Here is a 21395-nt window from a genome sequence, read left to right on the forward strand (position 1 = left end):
GTGGAACTGGTCACGTCACCGCGAATGCTGGACGAAAGCACCCCCGGTCGGCCTGGGTTCGGGGGCAGCGGGCAGTCCGACGTCGGACGCGGACGCGCCCCGCACTGACCTGCGATGCCGGCCCGGTCAGACGCCGAGGCTCTCGGCCAGCGCCTCCCGCTCCGTGACGTCGTACCAGAGCAGGTCGGCCTCGGCGGCGCGCTCGAAGGCGTCCTCGTCACCGAGCCGGGCGGCTCGTACATCGTCCTGCGCCTCGGGTTCGTCCACGAGCAGGGCGGCGACGTCCTCCCAGGAGATCTCACCGGTGACCTCGATCGTGCCGGGCAGGACGTCGCCCTCCACGGGAAGCTCACGTACGTTCTCGGCATCGACGTCGGCCGCGATGACGATGCGCCGGTCGGCCAGCCCTGCGGCCTCGGGCTCGGCCAGCAGGACGACGGAGGCGTCGGCGGCGCACAGCGAGGCGGAGACCTCCAAGCCCTCCTCATCCTCCTCGGGCAGGGCCTGGGCGAGGGCGGGGGTGGCGGCGTGAGCCGTGAGCGGCTGGTGCGAGGAGCCCAGGACGCTTGCACGCAGGTGGGCGGCGGTGGCGGGCAGGTAGATGCGCATGCGCCCAGTCTGCCCTACCTCCGCGCTCACCCCCTTCCCCGAAGCAGCCGGGCGGCCCCCCGGCACCGCTCGCACTCCGGTTCTCAGTAGCGGTGTCGACCAGTTCCCGGCGGTGCCGACCTCGGGGGCGTTCCCGTACTCGACTCTGTCCCGGGTTGGTGCGGCGAGCCGAGGACCGGCCTCTGCGGCTGGTTCACTGGCTGGCTCGCCGGCTGGATCGATGGTGGCAGGCCCGGAGGCGACTGCGGCAGCGCCTGGATGAGTCCGCTGGGCGCCTGGGGAACCGGCGGTCGTTCACCGACCACCTGTCCCCCGTCCCCGCCTCGGCGGCGGCGCCTCGCACCCGCGCTGCGCGCGTTCGAGCGGCTCCTGCTTCTGCCGGTCGCGGCCTGGGCCGCAGAACTCCTGCGGTCCCGGCGCCCACCGCGCCGCTTGGAGCGCCACAGCAGGGAACGACGCGGGGAGGCGGCCCTGCGTACCGCTGCGACCTGCGGATCGATACGGTCGACCAGTGCGCTGAGGGCCTTGCCCAGTGCGCTGGCGGGCGCCTGCTCCAGGACAGTGCACCCCTGAAGCAGGCAGGCGTCGGCCGTTGCCGCATCATCGGGCAGGAGCACAATGTCCTCCAGCCCGCCGAAACGCGCCAGGGCCTCTCGCAGAGCCTGCTGGGGAGAAGGTCCTGCGGCCGAGGCCCGCACCCGGTTGATGACGACCTCGACCCGGCCTGCGGGGTTCATGGAGGCCCCCATCTCATCGAGGAGCTGGAGCAGCCGGCGCACCCCGACGGGGTCGGCCCCGCCGACGACCAGGATGACGTCGGCGTGCGACACCAGGTCGGCCGTCACGGCCCCACGTCCAGGCTCAAGGGTGAAGTCGTCGACGTCGTCATCGGCGGGCCCGCCGGCGACGTCGACGACGGTCCAGGCCGCGGCCCGGCGGCACTGTGCCCACACCTCGGTCATCGAGGCCGGTGGCAGCTCGCGCCAGCGCCCGGACCTGCCCAGGCCGCCCAGCAGGAAGAGCCCATCGCCCACCGGAGCCAGGATTCGTCGAAAGCTCTCCGCGTCAAGGCGGCCGTGGGTGGCCAGACGGGCGGCCCCGGCCAGGGCCGAGGAGTCCTCCGGCATGCCGAGGAGCTGGACGAGGCTGGGAGCCTCGACGTCTGCATCCACGAGGATCGCACCGCCGCAGGCGGCCAGGCCGTGAGCGACGGAGACAGCGACCGTCGAGCGTCCGGGAGCACCATGAGGCCCCCACACCAGGACGATCCTCCCTCCACGCTCGTCACCCGCCGGGCTCGCCGCGACCGGCAGCACAGGCTCCGGCGTATCCGCGGCGGCCTGCTCCCGGCCGCGCAGCCGGTCCTGCCCCGTGTCCTCCTCGGCTCCGGCGTCGTTGGAGACCCGGTGCAGCTGCGACGGCGCCGTCCCGCCCTCAGGGGAGCCGGGCGACTGGCGCCACAGCTCTTCGAGCCAGGCGGTCTCCTGGGCGGCAGTGTTCGATTCCGTGTGCGGTTCCGTGTTCGGTTCCGTCGAAGCGGGGGTGGCGGCGCTCAGCCAGTCGGCACCGTCAGCTGCCGGCCCGCTCCCGGTGGGGGCCACGCCGGAGACCCCACCACGACGCACAAGGTCCTGCAGCGCCGCACAGATCCGGCCGGGCTCCGTGTCGCGCCGGAGAATCGGCCACCCCGCACTGCGCCAGCGCTCCTCCTCGTGGGCCTCCACCAGGAGCATTCCGCTCAGGCCCGCGCGCGCGAGCCGGTCCAGGACGGTGCGGTCGATCTCATCGAAACCGGTGTCCAGCAGGGCGAAGCCCGCCAGTCCGGCCATCCCCGCTGAGAGCAGCTCTGGCAGGTCGGCGCATCGGCGCACGACGCACAGCCCGCTTCCCGCCTGGCTCAGCGCCCGCAGGATCCCGGCGTCGTCGCCGCTGAGAGCCAGGAGGACTCCGGCGCCCGGGGCGCTCACGAGGCCTTCTCCGCCGGCGCTTCCTGGCCGGTGGGAACCAGGACGAGCGCCCCCTCCTGACCGACGGCGCTGAGAACGGCGGCGAGGGAGGCCTCGGGAACCTTGACCTCCACCCCGGTGCCGGGTCCGGAGATCAACCCCTTGCTGGTCTCACCGACTGAGGCGATGACCAGCCCTGTGGCCACGCGGCGGGCTCCAGTCCCCTCGGCCTGCCCCGACTGGTCGCCTTGGCCTCCCTGTCCACTTTGCCCGGTCTGCCCGGTCTGCCCGGCGGCAGGCGCCTGGGCTGCGGGCCGGCCCGCCACGCCCTCCTTGGGCACGATCCACAGATCGACGTAGTCGCCGACCTTGGTCGAGGCCGGCAGGTTGGAGGCGACAGTGAGGACCACCGGCCGCAGCTCCTGCTCCCGGCCGCTGTTGACGGCCGCCGCAGCCAGCAGCTCTCCCTTGCGCATGGAGCGTGTGGACACGGCGCCGTCCGGCAGGTGCCCGGCCTCGACGTAGGCATCGGTGCCGGGATGGGCCTCGACCACCGTAAGAATGCCGTCGGCAGTCAGGTCCGTCCCGGGAGCGACGTCCTGGGAGAGGACGTAGACGCGAGTGGTATCAGCGGCCGCGTCGACCGCCCAAGCCCCCAGGGCCACGGCCCCGGCCACCAGCACCACTCCCCCAGCCATACGCGGATCCTTCCAGGCAGGCCGGCGCCAACGACCGCGGGGACGCTCAGGACCGGTCAGGGTTCGACTGCGGCGAGATGACATCACGGGAATCCTCCTTGATCTCCTGCAATCATCGTTGGGATAAAATAGTACCTCAAGGTTATCCACAAGTGTCTTTAAGAATTGTGGAGCGGATCCAGCAGTGGGATCATCGTGGTATGAGCACACGATTCCTGACCATCGCCGACGTCGCCGAGCAGCTTCAGCTCTCCGCCCAGGCCGTGCGCGCTCTCATCCGCACCGGCGACCTTCCCGCCATTCAGGTCGGCGCCCGCAAGCTCTGGCGCATCGAGGACCAGGCCCTGGAGGACTACATCCAGCGCCAGCTCGCCTCCACCAGGGCCATGGTCGCCGCGGGCTGGAACGAGGACGGGGCGCCCTGAACCTCTCTGCCCGCTAGCCGACGTCAGCGACTGCGCAGCACCTCGATCGCAGCGGTCATGACGCTGACAACCCCTGCGCCGCCCACCCCGGGAGCGCGACGCGAGCGAATGCCGCCCTCAGGGTCGACGGCGACATCGACATGGTCCGCTCCCACCCGGACCAGCCGCCCCACCACTTCTCCGGAGCCCAGCACCAGGCGCACCCGCGCTCCGCGTCGGGCGATCTCACGCATCAGGGCCGTCAGCGTGGGCCGACGGCGGCCGTCCCGGGGCGCCGGACCGGCCAGTGACGCCACGGTGGCCACCGCGCTCACCGGGACGACGGCCTGCAGCCCCTCCCCCTCATCGACGAGGACGTAGGAGGGCTCCACCCGGCAGGCCACACCGTCGACGGGGACACCGCCGCGAGTCCGCAGGTGGATGAGTCGGCCCACCGAGCCTCGCAGACGGTCGACGAGCTCGATGGAGGCGTGCTCGGCCTCCGCGAGCTCGACGCTCTGAGCCACCAGGTCCGCACGGCGCTCAGCATCGAAGCTGCTCTCCAGGTCGGCAATCATCGCGTCCCAGTCCATAGGCCCACCTCACCACAGTCCGCACGCCGAGGAAAGCACTCCGAAGCGGCTCAGGCCACGTGCCTCCAGCACCACTCCCACCCCATTACCACGACTCAGCACACAGCATGTCATATCATCACTATTGACATCATCAAACCATAGGCGTACACCTAACATCATCAAACGACATCATCGGCGATGGAGGGTGACATGGGAGCTCGTCAACGACTGACGCTCCTGGCCGCAGCGTCAGGGGCCGTCCTGATAGTTCTGGGACGCACGGCCCACGGCGCCGCGGAGCAGCTCGTGCAGGTCCCGCCACAGGCCTGGGGACTGAGCGACCTGTCGAACGCCGTGGTGGCCGGCACCTGCACATGCGGGGCCCTGGGGGCCCTGTGGCACGCGGTCTCGGCCCTCCTGGCACTCATGACGTGCCCCGGGGCGAACGACCCCGACAAGCGCTGTCGCGGCGGCGCCTATGCGCTGGCAGCCAGAGCCCTCGAGGCCTGGGGAGCGCCAGCGGTCAGACGCATCGTCGCCTCCGCGCTGCTCGTCTCCCTGTCCTCGGCGCCGGCGCTGGCCAGCGAGGAGGCCAGTGGCGGGGATGACCTGGGATGGCGCCCCACCAGCTCGGCGCCCGCCTCACCGCCGTCGCAGTCCTCGACGCCGTCGACGCCGGCCGATCAGTCCCCGTCGAGCACTTCGACCGGTTCGAGCGACTCGGAGGGCGCAAGCCAGTCGGCAGACTCGACACCACCGGGCAGCCAGGCGGCGCAGCCCCCTACCGGCCCCGACGCCCCACCCTCCTCGAGCCCCACTCATACCGTCGCGCCCGGCGAGAGCCTGTGGTCCATCACCGCTCACCTCCTGCCCACCGGCTCCGCCCCCGCACAGATCGCACAGGACTGGCCGGCCCTGTACCGCGCCAACTCCGAGGCCATCGGCGCCGACCCCTCGCTGATCCGGCCCGGCACGGTCCTGAACGTCCCGGACTCCTTGTCCGCACCGAGCACACCGGCAGGAGGTCAGGCGCCATCACGATGAACCGCACCGCACCAGCGCCGGCGGCCCCCACCGCAGGCCCCGAACACCTTCCCCATTCCACTTCGCACTCCGTGCCCACGGGGCACCCTCCCACTCCCAGGAGCCCACCATGACCGCGACCACCACTGTCCAAGCCACCCGCCCCGCACGCCGCAAGACCGACGCTCAACGTCGTAGCCGCCCCACACCGAGCCACCCGACGCCGACTCGTGCGGTTCCGCACAAACCCTCCAAGCCCGTGAACGACGCAGGCTCCGTCACGCGGGGTGCGCCCCTGACGCAGTGGCCCGCCGCCGGCACTGACGCCTCGCGCACCGCCGCCATCGTGGTGACGGCCGCCAGCGAGGTCCTGGCCGGGCTGCGCCCGGTGGACCACCTGGTCCGTTGGACCAGCCCCTCCCTGTTCGAGGCCCTCGCCCGTCGGGCGGGGCTGGCCGCCCGGATCCTGGGAGGCCAGTCCAGCCCACGACGTCCACGCATCCGTAGCGTGCGCACCGAGCTGACCATGTCGGGAGCCTGCGAGGCCACTGTCCTGCTGGAGGAGGGCAACCGGGTCCGAGCCGCGGCAGCGCGCCTGGAGCTGCTGCGCGAACGCTGGATCCTCACCGGCCTGGAGATGGCGTGATCCCGCCGAACCCCGGTTGGTTGCCGGGTTCCGACGGGATCATTGACAGTCGTGTCAGCTCGCGCTGAGCCTCAGTGCCGGCGCTTCTTCCTGGAGCGACGACGCTCGGCCCGGTTGCCGCCGGAGTCGGCGCCGGAACGGGAGGCCCTGCGCGAGGAGGCCCCGGAGGTCTCCTCCTCGCCGGACTCGCTGGGGCCGGAGTAGGTGACCCGCTGCTCCATGGACGCCTGCCCGGTGTCCCCCAGAACCGTACCGCGCCCCTGGCCGCCGGCCTGGCCCACGCGGATGCCGGCCGCTGCGGTGGCGTTGGCCTTGGCGACCGCCTGGGCGGCCTCGACGGTGCCGTCCTCGGCGGCGCGCTGGGCGGCGGCGTCGAAGCGGGCGACGTTGGCGAAGATCTGCTCGACGGTCTCCTCGCGGATCCCCTCCATCATCGCCCGGAACATGCGGGCACCCTCGTTGGCGTACTCCACGAGGGGGTCGCGCTGGGCCATGGCCCGCAGACCGATACCCTCTTTGAGGTAGTCCATCTCGTAGAGGTGCTCCCGCCAGCGCTTGTCCACCACGGCCAGCAGGATGCGGCGCTCCAGGGTGCGCATGGGGTCCTCACCGAGCTGGACATGGGCCAGGGCGTTGGCCTCGATGCGGGCCTCGGCGTCCTCGTAGGCGACAGCGACGTCCTCAGTGAGCTCCTCGATGAGGCGCTCCGAGGTCAGTGCGTTCTTGCCGCCCAGCGCCTCGACGACCTCGTCCTGGGTCAGGCCCACCGGGTAGAGGCGGCCGAGCTCTCCCCACAGGGCGTCCAGGTCCCACTCGTCGGGACGGCCCTCGGCCGTGCCGGCCTCGACGATGGAGGTGACGGCCTGGGCCCGGAAGGCCTCGATCTGGGGCTCCAGGTCCTCACCGTCCAGGACCTGACGGCGCTCGGAGTAGACCTTCTCGCGCTGCTCGGTCATGACGTCGTCGTACTTGAGGACGTTCTTGCGGATCTCGTAGTTGCGCGACTCCACCTGGCGCTGGGCCCCGGCGATGCCGCGAGTGACCATCTTGGACTCCAGGGGGACGTCGTCGGGGTAGGCGCCCGAGGACATGATGCGCTGGGCGAGCCCGGAGGCGAACATGCGCATGAGGTCGTCCTCCATGGACAGGTAGAAGCGGGACTCGCCCGGGTCCCCCTGACGGCCGGAGCGGCCGCGCAGCTGATTGTCGATACGCCGCGACTCGTGACGCTCGGTGCCCAGCACGTAGAGACCGCCGAGCTCGACGACCTCGTCATGCTCGGCCCGGCAGGCCTCCTTGGCGGCGGCCAGGGCCTGCGGCCAGGCCTTCTCGTACTCCTCGGCGTTCTCCTCGGGGTCCAGACCGGCCTCCTTGAGGGCGGAGACCGCGATGTGCTCGGCGTTGCCGCCCAGCATGATGTCGGTTCCGCGTCCGGCCATGTTGGTGGCGACGGTGACGGCGCCCTTGCGGCCGGCCATGGCCACGACGGCGGCCTCGCGGGCGTGCTGCTTGGCGTTGAGGACCTCGTGAGGGATGCCCTGCTCGCGCAGACGCTCGGAGAGGATCTCCGACTTCTCCACGCTGGTGGTTCCCACCAGGACCGGCTGGCCGAGCTCGTGGCGCTCGGCGATGTCGTCGACGACGGCGTCGAGCTTGGCCTCGACGGTGGTGTAGACGAGGTCGGGCTGGTCCTGACGGATCATGGGCTTGTTGGTGGGGATCGGGACGACGCCGATCTTGTAGGTGCCGGCGAACTCGGCGGCCTCGGTCTCGGCGGTACCGGTCATGCCCGAGCGCGAGCCCTCGGGGTAGAGGCGGAAGTAGTTCTGGAGAGTGATGGTGGCCAGAGTCTGGTTCTCGGCCTTGATCTCCACACGCTCCTTGGCCTCGATGGCCTGGTGCATGCCCTCGTTGTAGCGGCGGCCGGGCAGGACGCGGCCGGTGTGCTCGTCGACGATGAGGACCTCACCGTCGCGCACGATGTAGTCCTTGTCCCGGTGGAAGAGCTCCTTGGCCTTGATGGCGTTGTTGAGGAAGCCGATCAGGGGGGTGTTCTCCGACTCGTAGAGGTTGTCCACCCCGAGGTAGTCCTCGACCCGCTCGATGCCGGCGGCGAGCACACCCACGGTGCGCTTCTTCTCGTCAACCTCGTAGTCCTTGCCCGGGCGCAGGCGCTCGGAGATCGTGGCGAACTCCTTGTACCACTTGTTGACGTCGCCGCTGGCCGGACCAGAGATGATGAGCGGGGTGCGGGCCTCGTCGATGAGGATGGAGTCGACCTCGTCGACGATGACGAAGGCGTGGCCGCGCTGGACCAGGTCCTCGGGGCGCTGGGCCATGTTGTCGCGCAGGTAGTCGAAGCCGAACTCGTTGTTGGTGCCGTAGGTGATGTCGCAGGCGTACTGCTCCCGGCGCTCGGCGGGCGTCTGGCCCACGAGGATGCAGCCGGTGGTCAGCCCCAGGAAGCGGTGGACGCGCCCCATGAGGTCGGACTGGTACTCGGCGAGGTAGTCGTTGACGGTCACGACGTGGACGCCCTTGCCGGTCAGGGCCCGCAGGTAGGAGGGCATCGTGGCCACGAGGGTCTTGCCCTCACCGGTCTTCATCTCGGCGATGTTGCCGCGGTGGAGGGCCGCCCCACCCATGATCTGGACGTGGTAGGGGCGCATGCCCAGGACGCGGTCGGCCGCCTCCACGACCGTGGCGAAGGCCTCGGGCAGCAGGTCGTCGAGGCTCTCCCCGCCGTCCTGGTAGCGCTCCTTGAGCTCATCAGTCATTTCGCGCAGCTCGGCGTCGGAGAGCTCGCTGTACTCGTCGGCGAGAGCCTCCACCTGATCGGCGATGGCATCAAGCTTCTTCAGGGTGCGGCCCTCGCCAATGCGAAGGATCCGGTCCACGATCGACACGCTGCATTCTCCCTTGGGACGTCAGATTGCGAAGAGCGACGATGAGACGCAGGCCGTATCGGTCGAGTCGGCCGACTCGGAATCAACTCGAAATCGACGCGGAATCGGCTCAGGATCGGCTCGGTATGGGCTCAGGTCTCACCGGCTACCTGCCTCCGTACTCTAGTGGACCTCGCTGGGCGGCGGTCTTTCCAGCACCGAGATTCTTCCCACCGAGGACACAGGTGGGGCACGGGGCCACAGGGGACGACGACGACGGCCGTCCCCTCGTGGTGTGGAACGCGAGCGCCGCCAGGAGCGGGAAGGTTCCGCCTGCGTCACAGTGGGGACATGGAGCACCGTCGCCGCAAGCCCCGCCGTCCCGCCGCACTCGGCCCACCACTGGGCCTGTCGGCGGATTTCTCCCCGGCCCTGTCGCTGGGCCTGCCAACCAGCTGTGCGGGCTGTGGGCGCTGGGAGACGGCGCTGTGCCCGCAGTGCCGGGAGCTGCTCGAGGCCGCCCCCTTCGCCGTGGAGCACGCCGATGCCGCCGACGACCTGGACATCTGGGCCCTGGCCTCCTACACCGGCCCGGTGCGCACCATGGTGCTGGGCTGGAAGAACGGTGCCCGGGAGGACCTGTCGGAGGTGATGGCCCGATCCGGTCGGCACCTGGGGCGCCGGTGGGCGCAGGCGCACCCTCCCGGAGAGGTCTGGACCGGTTCCACCGGGTACACGCGGGTGCTGGTCGTGGTCCCCGCACCCTCCGGGATCGTGCGCCGTCTGCGCGGCCGCCTGGTGGCGGCCCACCTGGCCGACGCCGTCACCCGGGGAATCTGCGCGCAGTGGGCCGGGCAAGAACCCGCAGCGCTCGTGCTGAGCACGGACCTGCTGCGCCGTCGGGGCGGTGGGGCGCACCAGGCGGGCCGATCCGCCCGTCAGCGACGGGGCAACCGCGCCCAGGCTCCGCGCCTGCTGGCCGCCGTCACCGGCCTGCCGATCCTGCTGGTCGACGACGTCGTGACCACCGGGGCCACTCTGGGGGCCTGCGCCCGGGCGCTGCGGGTGGGAGGTGGGCGGGTCCTGGGCGCCCTGGTGCTGAGCGCCGCCCCGCCCCCGGCGCATGCGCGTGCCGCAGTGCCGGCCGACCCGCGGGCGATCACCGCAGGCCGCCGCACCCCTGGCCGCATGGATCCGAGGGCCTCCACCTTGTCCGCCTGCGGCGATCAGGAGGCTTCTTCCGGGCGTGGCGCGCACGAAAGGGAGGCGTGAACAGCCCCACATGGTGTACCTTATGTGGCACAACGCACAGGCGGCTCCCGACGCCGACAAGGACAGTCGACCGGATCCCCGCCTCGGTGCCTGAGGGCCCTCACGAGGTGACCAGGAGGTGATGACACCAGTCCCGAACCCGCCGTGAGACGTGGCGGGTACTTGTCGCACACGGCCCGTCAGGGCCGGCCCACGAGCCTAGAAAGAGGTTCCAGCATGGATATCACCGTCGTCGGTCGTAACGCTGAGATCAGCTCTCGCCTGCGCGACTACGTCGAGGACAAGGCCGTCAAGGTTGAGCAGTTCGACCCCCGGGTCCAGCGCGTCGAGGTTGAGGTCACCCACGAGCGCAACCCGCGCCAGGCCGACACCGCCGAGAGAGTGGAGATCACTGTCGTCTCCAAGGGCCCGATCATCCGGGCGGAGGCCTCCTCCTCGGACCGCTTCGCCGCTTTTGATATCGCCATGGGCAAGCTGACCGAGCGCCTTCGCCGGGCCCGGGACCGCAAGAAGGACCACCACCGTCGTCACACCGTGGCCGCACCGAATGAGGACCTCCAGGCAGCTCCCGGCGTGGAGGAGCCCCTGGTCCCCGACACCGGTGACGCGCCGATCGAGGACTCCCCCTCCGCCCCCACCGAGCCGGGTGTCGCCGTTGAGGCGCAGCTCGGCGACTCCCCGGTGATCGTGCGTCAGAAGCTGCACGAGGCCAAGCCGATGACCGTTGACGAGGCCCTCTACCAGATGGAGCTCGTGGGGCACCCCTTCTACCTGTTCATCGAGAAGTCCTCCAAGCAGCCCTGTGCCGTCTACCACCGTCACGGGTGGACCTACGGCGTCATCCGCCTGGACGCCCAGGTGCTGTAGCCCCATCCGGCCCCGCGGCGCGGGGTTGGCCCCTGATATCCGGGTGCTCCACGGTCCTGACCGACCGGGGGCACCCGGAGTCGCGTGTCAGAGGCGCGCGTGTCAGAGGCGTCGGCTCAGGGCAGGGGGAAGGAGGGGTCAGTGACCTCGGCGGTGAGCACCCGCCACATCGCCCCGCGACGCTGCCAGGTCTGCCCGTCCTCGTCGACGATGAGGAGAGACTCCTCGGAGCGGTCGGAGATGACCGAACGGGCCCGACGCACCCCCACCAGCGTGTTGACCGCCCCGCCGACCTGGACCAGACGCACCTCCGGCACGCCCCCGCCCTCGGTGCCGGCAGCGGCCAGGACGCACACGGCGTTGGGGGCGCACCAGGACAGCCCGCGCGTGCCCGCCCCACTGGCGCGGGGCATCTCCAGGGCCGGCCCCAGCCCGGTGGGACGGCCGTCCTGGTCCCTGATGATGATGGCGACGGCGACCCGCCCGTCGGTTCGCCGCACGGCGATCCGCTCGGACTCCACGGACAGGTCGAAGGCCGCGACCGTGCCGTCCTGCAGCCAGGAGGACTCCAGGGTGGCGCGCTGCCCGGAGCCGTTGACGGCGGTCAGACGCCCCTCGGCCAGCAACCAGGCCCAGCCGTGCCGGTCACCCATCGGAGCTCCCAGCCCACCGGCGCCCGCGGAGGGATCCCCCACCGAGAGGATGACGCTGGCGGAGCCCTGCCCCCGGGGCAGGCGCAGCAGGCTGGAGGCCGACAGTGCGTAGACGGCCCCGTCGGCCCCCAGGCTCGGGCTACGCGCGTCACTGGTCCCCAGGACCCGGTCACTGGCCAGGGTGACGCGCCTGGCCCCCGTGCCGCGCACGACCGAACCCTCCGACATCCCCACGATGCCTCCGACCTCGGGGGCCATCGGTGTCAGCTGGGCAGCGGCGCCGAGGTCGACGGTGCCGGCGAGCACGCGCACGTGGTCGATGCCGCTGATCTGGACGAGGCTCTGCTCGATCTGGGCCACCATGAGCCCGCGGGCGTCCTCCGAGGCGGGGTCGGAGTCCGCGCTCAGGTGGACGGTGGCGGTGCCGCCCTCGACGACGACCCCCCGCCCCGCCCGCTCGGCGTTGCGCGGGATGAGGCTGGAGGCCCCCTTCGCAAGCCAGTCCGAGGGCCCGGCCAGCAGCCCGGAGACCAGGGAGTCGGCCTGCGAGCTGCGCGGGTACCAGCGCAGCTCGGGGACGAACCTGGACCGGTCCCGGGACAGGAAGGCCAGGGAGCTGACCGCGAAGTTCTGCATGAGTCGGGACAAGGGCAGCAGGATGCCGTGAGGCAGGCCGACGATGCGCCATTGGCCGGTGGAGTTGGTGGCCAGGGAGAACTCGCCGGTATAGGTGCTCCCCTCCGGGGCGGGGGTGAAGACACCTAGGGAGTTGAGCACCCCCACCTGTCCGGAGGTCACCGTGAAGGAGCCGTTGGCCGCCACCGAGACCTGCGGCTCGGTCGACCCGCTGTAGGCGCTCACCGTCTCCAGGGGCTTCCACTGCGCGACGGCGTGATCGCTGAGGAACTGCTTGGCGGTGGCGAAGTCGTCGGAGAACCCTGCGATGGTGGCGCGCAGGAAACCGTTGACGATGTCCTCGGCCGAGTCCCCCTCACCCGGTCCGGGAGCGGTCTCGATGAGGGCGTTGGTGTCGGAGGCGGCCACTCCGGAGCGGGTGACGCGGCTGGAGCTCGGAAGCGCCGTGCAGCCGGCCAGCACTCCGGCGGCCGTGGCCGAGAGCAGCCCCAGCGCGCCGCGTCGCGACAATCCAACCGGAACCGTTCCGAGGATCCCGGTGGGCTCAGTGGGCCCGGTGGGCTCTGCAGCCTCTGCGGATCTGCGCCCCTGAGTGGGCGCGTCGCGGTTCATCGGCTGCGTCATCGGCGCCACCCCTCTTCCTCGGTCTCCTCGGGTGTGCGGGTGGCGGGCTCCTGACCGGGAAGGACGACGACGACTCGGCCGACGTCCTCGGTGACCGCGTCGTGGCTCTCCCCGGCCAGGGGGATGTCGCCCAGGACGACGCTCTGGCGGGCCCGGCGGGTGGCGGGCGCGGGCCCCAGGGGGCCGACCGGGGAGAAGGAGGACTCTTCGTCGATGGGGATGCCGGCGCGGGCCACCGCGGGCGCGTCCTGCGGGACGAGCTCGAGGGGGCCGGGGCCGCTGAGCCGGCCGGGACCGCCGTCGGCCCCCTGGGTGCGGGGCAGGACCAGCAGGAAGGAGGAGCCGTCGGCCGGCCACCCCCAGGCCGAGAGGCGCCCGCCGTGCAGACGGGCATCCTCCATGGCGATGGACAGCCCCAGTCCGGTGCCTCCCAGGCTGCGCTTGCGCGAGGGGTCGGCGCGGTAGAAGCGGTCGAAGACCTTGGTGACGACGTCGGGGCTCATGCCGATGCCGTGGTCGCGCACCCGCACCGCCACCGCATCGGCATCCACGGCGACGGTGACGTCCATCGGCTTGCCCTCACCGTGCTCGAGCGCGTTGACCACGAGGTTGCGGATGATGCGCTCGACCCTGGTGACGTCGATCTCCGCGGTGGCCGGCTCCTCGGGGAGGTGGAGGCGCAGCTCGGTGCCGGTGGCGTCGAAGTGGAACTGGGTGGTCTCGATGACGGTGTCGACCACCTGGGCGAGGTCGATCTCCTCCAGCCGGAGCTTGACGTTCCCGGAGTCGATGCGGGAGATGTCCAGCAGGTCGGTGAGCATGGTCTCGAAGCGGTCCACCGAGCTGGACAGGACCTGGATGCTGCGCAGGGCGAAGGGATCGGAGATCTCCTCGCGCGCGTCCTGGATCTGCTCCGTGGCCAGGCGGATCGAGGCCAGCGGGGTGCGCAGCTCGTGGGAGACGTCGGAGACGAAGAGGCGCTGCACCTTGGACAGGGACTCCAAGCGCTCGATCTGGTCCTCCAGCGAGGTCGCCATGTGGTTGAAGGATCTGGCCAGGGTGGATATCTCGTCCTCCCCCTGGATGCTCAGCCGCTCGGCCAGCAGTCCGGAGGCCAGCCGCTCAGCGGCCCGGGCGGTGTGCCGCACGGGGCTGAGCACCCACCTGGTGAAGGCCCACACCACGACGATGAGGATGGCCAGGAAGCCCAGCCCCCCAATGGTGATGTTGCGCGAGGCCAGGGAGACGATGCGCTGCTCGCTGGCCAGGCTGTAGACGAGGTAGAGGTCGTACTCCCCTGCCAGGGGCAGGCTCACCCGGGTCCCCACGATGAGCCCCGGATCCGTGCCCCCCTCATCGTTGGGAACCGCCACCGACTGCCAGTACTGGGCGCGCGCCCCGCCCTCATCGAGGGCCCGGGTCATCTCAGGGGTGATGAGGGAGCGCAGACGGGTGTCGGTCTCCAGGTCGTTGACGACCGTCGTCGAGGTCTCCTCCTCGTTGCGCAGCATGAGGACCCCCACTCCCCCGGAGGAGGAGATCGAGTCCTTGGCGCCGTTGACCTGCCGCTCGGCGGCGGCTGAGACCTCGTCGACAGTGACTGCCGTGGTCGAGTCGAACTCGGCCTGAGCGACGCTGGCGCGCAACGCGGCATCGGCGAGGATGACGTCACGCTGATCGGCGAACACCTCGGAGCGGATCCGGTCGGTCACGAAGGTCAGCAGCAGCACAATGAGAAGCAGACCAATGACGGTGGCGGTGCACACCATGCGCACCTCGAGGCTGCGGCGCAGCAGCCCCGGCAGAGGCAGACGCCGAACCAGCCGCTCCTCCGCGGTGCCCACCGATGACCCCATCGACGTGCCCCCTGAATTACGCATCGGGTTCATTGTATGGCGCCCGATGCGCCGTCGCTCACGCGGATTCGCCGACCCTGTAGCCGACACCGCGCACCGTCACCACGATCGAGGGACGCTCGGGGTCCTTCTCGATCTTGGCCCGCAGGCGCTGAACGTGAACATTGACCAGTCGGGTGTCGGCCGGGTGCTGGTAACCCCACACCTGGCTGAGGAGCTCCTCACGGGTGAAGACCTTCCACGGCGACCGGGCCAGAGTCACCAGCAGCTCGAACTCCAGCGGCGTCAGGGAGATGACCGACTCGCCGCGCTTGACCTGGTGACCGGCGACGTCGATGTCGAGGTCCCCGGCACGCACGTGCTCGGCCGCACCGGGGTTGGTGCGACGCAGGCGGGTGGAGACACGGGCCAGCAGCTCCTTGGACTTGAAGGGCTTGGTCACATAGTCGTCCGCACCGGCCTCAAGACCGGCGACGACGTCCTGGGTGTCGGTGCGCGCGGTCAGCATGATGATCGGCACGTCGGACTCGGAGCGGATGAGCCGGCAGATCTCGACGCCGTCGAGCCCGGGAAGCATGAGGTCGAGCAGGACCAGATCGGGGTTGACCTCGTGGAAGGCGTCCAGGGCTTTGGCCCCGTCATGACAAAGTGTGGGCGTGTAGCTCTCCGACTCCAGCATGATGCCGATCATCTCGGCCAGGGATGCATCGTCGTCGACGACCAGAATGCGCGTGCTCATAGCCCGTATCTTGGCATGAGCCCCAGGACCCGAGGGACACCCGGACCACCGAGGTGGCGCCCACAGTTTCCCCAGGAAATTAAGAGAATCCCCTCAGTTACGGGAAAAACCGGCGTCATCGCGCCCAGAAGCCGGGATTATTGCGGCCGAACCGTGATCTTCGCTGCGCCCCCTGAACCTGGCTCAGGGCACGCGCGGAGCTCCAGAGGCACGATTTCCTCCTCCAGGGGGAGGGCCAGATGACGGCCGGACATGACAGCATGGGCTTATGAGTACCGACTTCCCCCCTGACGGCAGCGGTCCGAGCGGAGAGCCGGACCGCGAGGCTCACGGCACCTCCGGCAGCGACTTCGTCGGAGGCGATCAGGACGGATGGCAGGCCCCCGACGCCGGCGCCTTCACAGGAGCTCCCTCCTACCCGGCTCCGGGCTCAGCAGCGGGACCCCAGTACCCCGGCTACGGCGGCTACCAGACGCCACCGGTGGGTCAGCCGGGCTACGCAGGCGGCTCAGTCCCCGGAAGCGCCCCCTATCCCGGAGCACCGGGGTATCCGGGAGCTCCCGGCGGCCCCGGATACCCGGGCTACGGCGGCTACACGTCGGCACTGGCCCCCAAGCCCTCGATCATTCCGCTGCGGCCGCTGTCCATCGGGGAGATCCTCGGGGGAGCCTTCGAGTCCCTGCGCGCCAACCCCAAGGCCATGTTCGTCCCCTCGCTGGTGGTGATGAGCGTTGTGGGGCTCTTGTCCGCCGGCAGCTTCGCCCTGTTCCTGTCCCGGCTCGGCCTGCCGAACCTGACGTCCGGGAAGGTTGAGCTCTCCGACGCCGACCTGGACAAGATCGGGGCATCGTTGGTGGGCCTGCTCGTCCAGCTCGGCGTGACCAGCGTGCTGAGCATGATGGCCACCTCGATCATTATCGGCCTGCTCATCGTGACCGTCTCACGCACCATTCTGGGCCGCAAGGCGTCCCTCGGTGACGTGTGGCAGCGCACCCGGCCGCGAGTGTGGGCGCTCATCGGCCAGACGCTCCTCATCGAGCTCATCCTCGCCGTCATCACCGCCGTCTTCGCCGCAGTCGCCGTCGGCATCGGCTGGGCCCTCCTGGGGAACGTCATTGCCAACGGGGCCGCTGAGGACTCCGCCGGGACCATCATCCTCGCCATCCTGGCGATCCTGGCGGTGATCGCCGTGCTCGGGCTGGCGATCTTCGCGCTGATGTGCAAGCTGTGCCTGGCGCCGGCGGCACTGGTCCTGGAGAACATCGGCGTCATGGAGGGGATATCCCGCTCCTGGACCCTCACGCGGGGTTACTTCTGGCGGATCGTCGGCATCCGCCTGCTCTCCTTCATCATCGTCTTCTTCGCCTCCCAGATCGTGTCCCAGGGCGTGTCCATCGTCATGCAGGGGCTCCTCTACGCCGCCCCGGACATGACCCTCGCGATCCTGGTGGCATCGACACTTCTCAGCAGTCTCGTCCAGGCCGCGATCCTGCCCTTCGACTCCGCCGTGGTCGCGCTCATGTACACCGACCTGCGGATGCGCTCCGAGGGCCTGGACGTCGAGCTGCGTCACGCCGCCGGAGTATGAGCCGGCCGTGACACCTCTCAGGACGATCAGCGCGCAGGCCTCGGCGACCCCCGACGCCGACGAGGCCCGGCGCGCCGCGGGCAGGGAGCTCTCCCGTCCGATCTACCACGACCATCACGATCTGTGGGACCGGCTCTGGAGCTGGCTCAGGGGGCTCTTCGATGTCGGCAGCATGGTCCCCGGGGCTCCCCCCTGGCTGTCCACACTCATCGTGGTCCTCATCGCCGCCACCGGTATCGCGCTGCTGACCCTCCTGCTGACCAGGCTGTCCTCGGCCCGCCGGGTAGCGACGCCGCCGTCGCTGTCGGTCTTCACCGACGACCGCGATGCCGACGCTCTGACCCGAGCCGCGGACACGGCGGCCGCGCAGGCCGACTTCACCACCGCCGTCGTCGAACGCTTCCGCGCCATCATCCGCTCCCTCGATGAGCGCGGGATCATTGACGAGTACCCGGGCATGACGGCCCTGGAGGCGGCCACACTCACCCACCAGGCCCTCGGCGAGCACGGGGTCGTGGCCGCGCTGTACGAGGCCGCCCACCTGTTCGACGCCGTCCTCTACGGTCGAGTGGTCTCCACCAGCGCCCAGGACCAGCAGATGCGCGAGCTCGCCGATCAGATGACCACGGTCCGCCTCCCCAGCGGACACGCCCTCGTCGGCGCCTCCGCCCACGCCCCGGGGACGCCGGCATGAGCACCCCCACGACGACGTCGCAGCCCCCGCCTCCCCCGGACTCCTCTCTCGAGGCCGCCTCGCCCCAGGTGACGGGTCCGCACTGGTCCCGGCGCTGGCGCCGGTGGCGCCCGGGGGTCATCGCGGTGGCCCTCATGCTCATCCCCGTCCTGGTGACCGTGTGGACTCGGACCATCACCTCCACGACGCCGCTGGCCATCGACAACCCCAAGGACTGGGGAACCATGGCGCTCGCCGAGCTGCTGCGCGACGAGGGGATCTCCGTGAGCAAGGCCGGCAGCCTCTCCCAGGCCGTGGACGCCGGCCGCCAGGGCGCAACCATCGCCGTGGTCAACGCCGACCGGCTCAGCAACCAGGACCGGCGGGCCCTGGCCGAGTCGGGCGGCGACGTCGTCGTCGTCGGAGCCGAGAGCGGCAGCGACGCCCTGGCGGGGCTGACGGGCATGACCGCCAAGGGCACCGCGGCAGCGGCCTCCTCCACCCGGGCGCCACAGTGCAACGACGCCGATGCCCAGGCCGCCCGGAGCCTGGCCGGCACGCGCGCCTCGGTGTCCCTGCAGGGCGATGGCGACGCCGTCGGCTGCTTCCCGGTGGGCGAGGACCGTTACGCCTATGCCACCGACTCCCTGCCCAGCGGTGCCACGCTGCGGGTCCTCCCCGATCCCGCGCCGGTGACCAACGTTCACCTGGCCCAGGAGGGGCACGCAGCCCTGGGAGTGCGCGCACTGGGCCACCACAGCCGCGTGCTGTGGTTGGACGGAGAGCACATGGAGGCGCCCTCCGTGTGGAACTCCTCCTCCACTCCCCCCTGGCTTCCGGTCCTCATCTTCCAGCTGCTCGTCATCGCCGGCGTGCTGGCGATCGTCCAGGGGCGTCGCTTCGGCGGCATCGTGAGCGAGGACCTGCCCGTCGTCGTGCGCTCCATCGAGACCACGGTGGCCCGCGGGCGTCTCTACCGTCAGGGCTCGGACCGGCCCCGTGCGGCCCAGGCCCTGCGCTCGGGTGCCGCACTGCGTCTGGGCGCCACCCTGGGCCTGCCCCCCGGGACCTCGCGCCGTGACGTCATCGCCGCCGTCTCCCTGGCCTCGGGCATCGCCCCGGCCACGGTGGACTCTCTTCTTTACGGCCCGCCGCCCACCAGCGACAACGCCCTGGCCACCCTGGCAGTTCAGCTCGACCAACTCGAGAGCGAGGTTCACTCCACATGAGCACGGACAGCACCGACCCCACCCGCACCCCGGGCATCGCAGGTGACGCGGATACCGGCGCACCCCACTCCCAGGCCCCCGAGGGCCCGGACGCCTCGGGAACCCACAGCGCCCCACAGGTCTCCCAGCCCTCCCCCCGCGGGGAGGACGGCTCCGACCCGCGCAGGCGCCTGGTGGCCGTGCGCAGCGAGGTGGGCAAGGCCGTCGTAGGTCAGGAGGCGGCTGTGACCGGGCTGGTCATCGCCCTGCTCGCCGGCGGGCACGTCCTGCTCGAGGGGGTTCCCGGCGTGGCCAAGACCCTCCTGGTGCGGTCGCTGGCCACCGCACTGGATCTGGAGACCAAACGCATCCAGTTCACCCCCGACCTCATGCCCGGGGACGTCACCGGCTCACTCATCTACGACTCCCGCAGCGCCCAGTTCTCCTTCCGGGCCGGTCCCGTCTTCACCAACCTCCTGCTGGCCGACGAGATCAACCGCACCCCGCCCAAGACGCAGTCGGCGCTGTTGGAGGCCATGGAGGAGCGTCAGGTCTCCATCGACGGCGAGCCCCGGGCCCTGCCGGATCCGTTCATGGTGATCGCCACCCAGAACCCGGTGGAGTACGAGGGGACCTACCCGCTGCCCGAGGCCCAACTGGACCGTTTCCTGCTCAAGCTGGTGCTGCCCCTGCCCGAGCGGGCCCAGGAGATCGAGGTGCTCTCCCGCCACACCTCAGGATTCGATCCGCGCGACCTGCTCTCAGCGGGGCTGCGGGCCGTCGCCGGGGTCCAGGAACTGGCTCAGGCCCGGGCCCAGGTGAGCACGGTCGGAGTCACGCCGGAGGTGCTGGCCTACGCGGTGGATCTCGTGCGCGCCACCCGCTCCATGCCCTCGGTGGCCCTGGGGGTCTCGCCGCGTGGGGCCACGGCGCTCCTGGCCGCGTCACGGGCCTGGGCCTGGCTCGCCGGCAGGTCCTTCGTCACTCCCGATGACATCAAGGCACTGGCGCTGCCAGCTCTACGCCATCGCATCAAGCTGCACGCCGAGGCCGAGATGGAGGGCATCACCCCTCAGTCCGTCATCGAGGCCGTGCTGCGAACCGTGCCGGTCCCGCGCTGAGGCATCGGCCGCCGAAGACCACGAGCACAGAACCGATCAGCTGACCGACTCACGACAGGAGTGGCATGTTCCTGACGATGCGCGCCGTATGGGCGATGCTTGCGGGGATCGCCCTGGTCCTCATCGCACCGCGCCCGGCCACCGTGCTGGCCTGGGCCGGCGTGGTCATGGTCCTCGTCGTGATCGACGTGGTGAGCGCCCCCTCGCCCGCAGTGCTGCGGGCCTCGCGCTCCGTGAGCCACGGCGTGCGGCTGGGCGAGTCGATCACTGCGACACTGACGCTCACCAACACCGGTCGACGCACGGCCCGCCTCCTGCTGCGCGATGCCTGGCCCCCCAGCGCCGGGGCGACCCACGATCGCGGGGCGATGACGATCCCCCCGGCCCAGCGCCGTCGTCATTCCACGGTGCTCACGCCCCGACGCCGGGGGGAGCGCCAGGCGGGGCCACTGACTGTCAGGGTGATGGGTCCCCTGGGCATCGCGGGGCGGCAGGCGTCATTGGACGTCCCTGCCTCCGTCCGGGTCCTGCCGGCCTTCCGCTCGCGCCGCCACCTGCACTCGCGCCTGGCCCGGCTGCGGGAGATGGACGGACGCAGCGCCGTCATGGTGCGCGGGGAGGGGACCGAGTTCGACTCCCTGCGCGAGTACGTCGTCGGAGACGACGTGCGCTCCATCGATTGGCGCTCCACTGCCCGCCGGGGCGAGGTGCTGGTACGCACCTGGCGCCCGGAGCGCGATCGGAGGGTTCTCGTCATCATCGACTCGGGTCGACTGTCCGCTGCCCGGCTGGGGGACGCCCCCAGGCTCGACGCCCAGATCGAGGCCACCCTGCTGCTGGCGGCCCTGGCCTCCCGCGCCGGCGACCGGGTCGACGTCCTGGCCATGGACGACGCCGTGCGCGCACAGGTGCGGGGCAGCGCCGGACCGGTGCTCATGACCGAGCTGGCCGAGCACCTGACCGATGTGGAGCCGCGCCTGACCGAGCTCGACTGGACCCTCGTGGCCTCTCTGGTGCGCACCACGCTCTCGCAGCGCGCACTGGTGGTGGTCATCTCCGCCCTGGACGGCAGCGCCGGGGACGCGACGATGATTCGGACGCTGGCGGCTCTGGCCCGGGAGCACACGGTAGTTCTCGCCTCGGCCCTGGACCCCGAGCTGGAGGAGCTCAGGTCGACGCGTGACGACACCGACTCGGTGTACGTGGCCGCCTCCGCGGAGAAGGACCTGGCGGAGATGCACGCCGTGCGCCGCCGCCTGAGTCGCGGCGGGGTGGAGGTCGTGGAGGCACCCGACCAGGGGCTTGCTCCGGCACTGGCCGACTGCTACCTGGACCTCAAGGCCGCGGGGCGTCTATGAGGCGCACTGCGACG

At 70.9% G+C, this 21395-nt stretch carries 18 protein-coding genes; 10 read left to right on the top strand and 8 right to left on the bottom strand.

From position 1 onward, the window contains the following. Positions 1-126: 126 nt before the first annotated feature. From JJJ14_RS09490 to JJJ14_RS09500, 3 genes are all read right to left on the bottom strand, one after another. Positions 127-609: a DUF6912 family protein gene (locus JJJ14_RS09490; RefSeq protein ID WP_201443981.1), complete on the bottom strand. Its 483-nt coding sequence runs from the start codon at positions 607-609 to the stop codon at positions 127-129. A gap of 83 nt (positions 610-692) precedes the next feature. After that, positions 693-2576, bottom strand: coding sequence for an AAA family ATPase (locus JJJ14_RS09495; protein ID WP_201443982.1), 1884 nt, complete (start codon positions 2574-2576; stop codon positions 693-695). Then, a complete protein-coding gene (locus tag JJJ14_RS09500) occupies positions 2573-3253 on the bottom strand; it encodes a hypothetical protein (protein WP_101558629.1) in 681 nt (226 codons plus the stop codon). The genes JJJ14_RS09495 and JJJ14_RS09500 overlap by 4 nt, the downstream gene beginning before the upstream one ends. 200 nt (positions 3254-3453) lie before the next feature. Between JJJ14_RS09500 and JJJ14_RS09505 the strand changes: the two genes are divergently transcribed. Further along, complete coding sequence (locus JJJ14_RS09505) at positions 3454-3678, top strand: helix-turn-helix domain-containing protein (protein WP_003786975.1); 225 nt, start codon at positions 3454-3456, stop codon at positions 3676-3678. A gap of 23 nt (positions 3679-3701) precedes the next feature. Here the strand turns inward: JJJ14_RS09505 and JJJ14_RS09510 are convergent, their stop codons facing one another. Continuing rightward, positions 3702-4250, bottom strand: coding sequence for a hypothetical protein (locus tag JJJ14_RS09510; RefSeq protein WP_003786977.1), 549 nt, complete (start codon positions 4248-4250; stop codon positions 3702-3704). 180 nt (positions 4251-4430) lie between these two features. On the opposite strand from JJJ14_RS09510, the gene JJJ14_RS09515 reads away from it, so the two are divergent. Together JJJ14_RS09515 and JJJ14_RS09520 are read left to right on the top strand one after the other, a co-directional pair. Next, entirely contained in the window at positions 4431-5276 is an 846-nt protein-coding gene (locus tag JJJ14_RS09515) for a LysM peptidoglycan-binding domain-containing protein (RefSeq protein ID WP_201443983.1), read from the top strand. A 109-nt stretch (positions 5277-5385) separates the two neighbouring features. Then, positions 5386-5901: an Rv3235 family protein gene (locus JJJ14_RS09520; protein WP_075375734.1), complete on the top strand. Its 516-nt coding sequence runs from the start codon at positions 5386-5388 to the stop codon at positions 5899-5901. Positions 5902-5972: 71 nt separating this feature from the next. Here JJJ14_RS09520 and secA read toward each other — a convergent pair whose 3' ends face one another. Further along, on the bottom strand, positions 5973-8807 hold the full coding sequence (gene secA, locus JJJ14_RS09525; RefSeq protein ID WP_101558631.1) for a preprotein translocase subunit SecA: 2835 nt from the start codon (positions 8805-8807) through the stop codon (positions 5973-5975). Between the two features lie 330 nt (positions 8808-9137). Between secA and JJJ14_RS09530 the strand changes: the two genes are divergently transcribed. Continuing rightward, positions 9138-10058 (top strand): ComF family protein, encoded by a 921-nt coding sequence (locus tag JJJ14_RS09530; RefSeq protein ID WP_201443984.1) that lies wholly within the window; start codon positions 9138-9140, stop codon positions 10056-10058. Between the two features lie 216 nt (positions 10059-10274). Then, a complete protein-coding gene (gene hpf, locus JJJ14_RS09535; protein WP_201443985.1) occupies positions 10275-10925 on the top strand; it encodes a ribosome hibernation-promoting factor, HPF/YfiA family in 651 nt (216 codons plus the stop codon). Between the two features lie 116 nt (positions 10926-11041). Here hpf and JJJ14_RS09540 read toward each other — a convergent pair whose 3' ends face one another. Genes JJJ14_RS09540 through mtrA form a run of 3 tightly spaced genes read right to left on the bottom strand, consistent with a single transcriptional unit; the run spans position 11042 to position 15433 of the window. After that, positions 11042-12838 carry a GerMN domain-containing protein gene (locus tag JJJ14_RS09540; protein ID WP_101558792.1) on the bottom strand — a complete coding sequence of 599 codons (1797 nt, stop codon included), beginning with the start codon at positions 12836-12838 and terminating at the stop codon, positions 11042-11044. Further along, positions 12835-14718: an MtrAB system histidine kinase MtrB gene (gene mtrB, locus JJJ14_RS09545; protein ID WP_009747734.1), complete on the bottom strand. Its 1884-nt coding sequence runs from the start codon at positions 14716-14718 to the stop codon at positions 12835-12837. Before mtrB ends, JJJ14_RS09540 begins: the two co-directional genes overlap by 4 nt. Before the next feature lie 34 nt (positions 14719-14752). Next, complete coding sequence (gene mtrA, locus JJJ14_RS09550; protein ID WP_003786992.1) at positions 14753-15433, bottom strand: MtrAB system response regulator MtrA; 681 nt, start codon at positions 15431-15433, stop codon at positions 14753-14755. A gap of 268 nt (positions 15434-15701) precedes the next feature. On the opposite strand from mtrA, the gene JJJ14_RS09555 reads away from it, so the two are divergent. The 5 genes from JJJ14_RS09555 to JJJ14_RS09575 all read left to right on the top strand — a co-directional run bounded on the left by JJJ14_RS09555 (position 15702) and on the right by JJJ14_RS09575 (position 21381). Next, entirely contained in the window at positions 15702-17021 is a 1320-nt protein-coding gene (locus tag JJJ14_RS09555) for a hypothetical protein (RefSeq protein WP_201443986.1), read from the top strand. Between the two features lie 7 nt (positions 17022-17028). Further along, complete coding sequence (locus JJJ14_RS09560; RefSeq protein ID WP_201443987.1) at positions 17029-17715, top strand: DUF4129 domain-containing protein; 687 nt, start codon at positions 17029-17031, stop codon at positions 17713-17715. Beyond that, the gene (locus JJJ14_RS09565) at positions 17712-18923 is read left to right on the top strand and encodes a DUF4350 domain-containing protein (RefSeq protein ID WP_201443988.1); all 1212 of its coding nucleotides are present in this window, start codon (positions 17712-17714) and stop codon (positions 18921-18923) included. The genes JJJ14_RS09560 and JJJ14_RS09565 overlap by 4 nt, the downstream gene beginning before the upstream one ends. After that, positions 18920-20023 (top strand): AAA family ATPase, encoded by a 1104-nt coding sequence (locus tag JJJ14_RS09570; protein ID WP_201443989.1) that lies wholly within the window; start codon positions 18920-18922, stop codon positions 20021-20023. Before JJJ14_RS09565 ends, JJJ14_RS09570 begins: the two co-directional genes overlap by 4 nt. Positions 20024-20088: 65 nt before the next feature. Beyond that, complete coding sequence (locus tag JJJ14_RS09575) at positions 20089-21381, top strand: DUF58 domain-containing protein (protein WP_201443990.1); 1293 nt, start codon at positions 20089-20091, stop codon at positions 21379-21381. Positions 21382-21395: the final 14 nt, after the last annotated feature.

It is taken from the genome of Actinomyces sp. HMT 175 (assembly GCF_016694895.1).
GTDB lineage: Bacteria > Actinomycetota > Actinomycetes > Actinomycetales > Actinomycetaceae > Actinomyces > Actinomyces oris.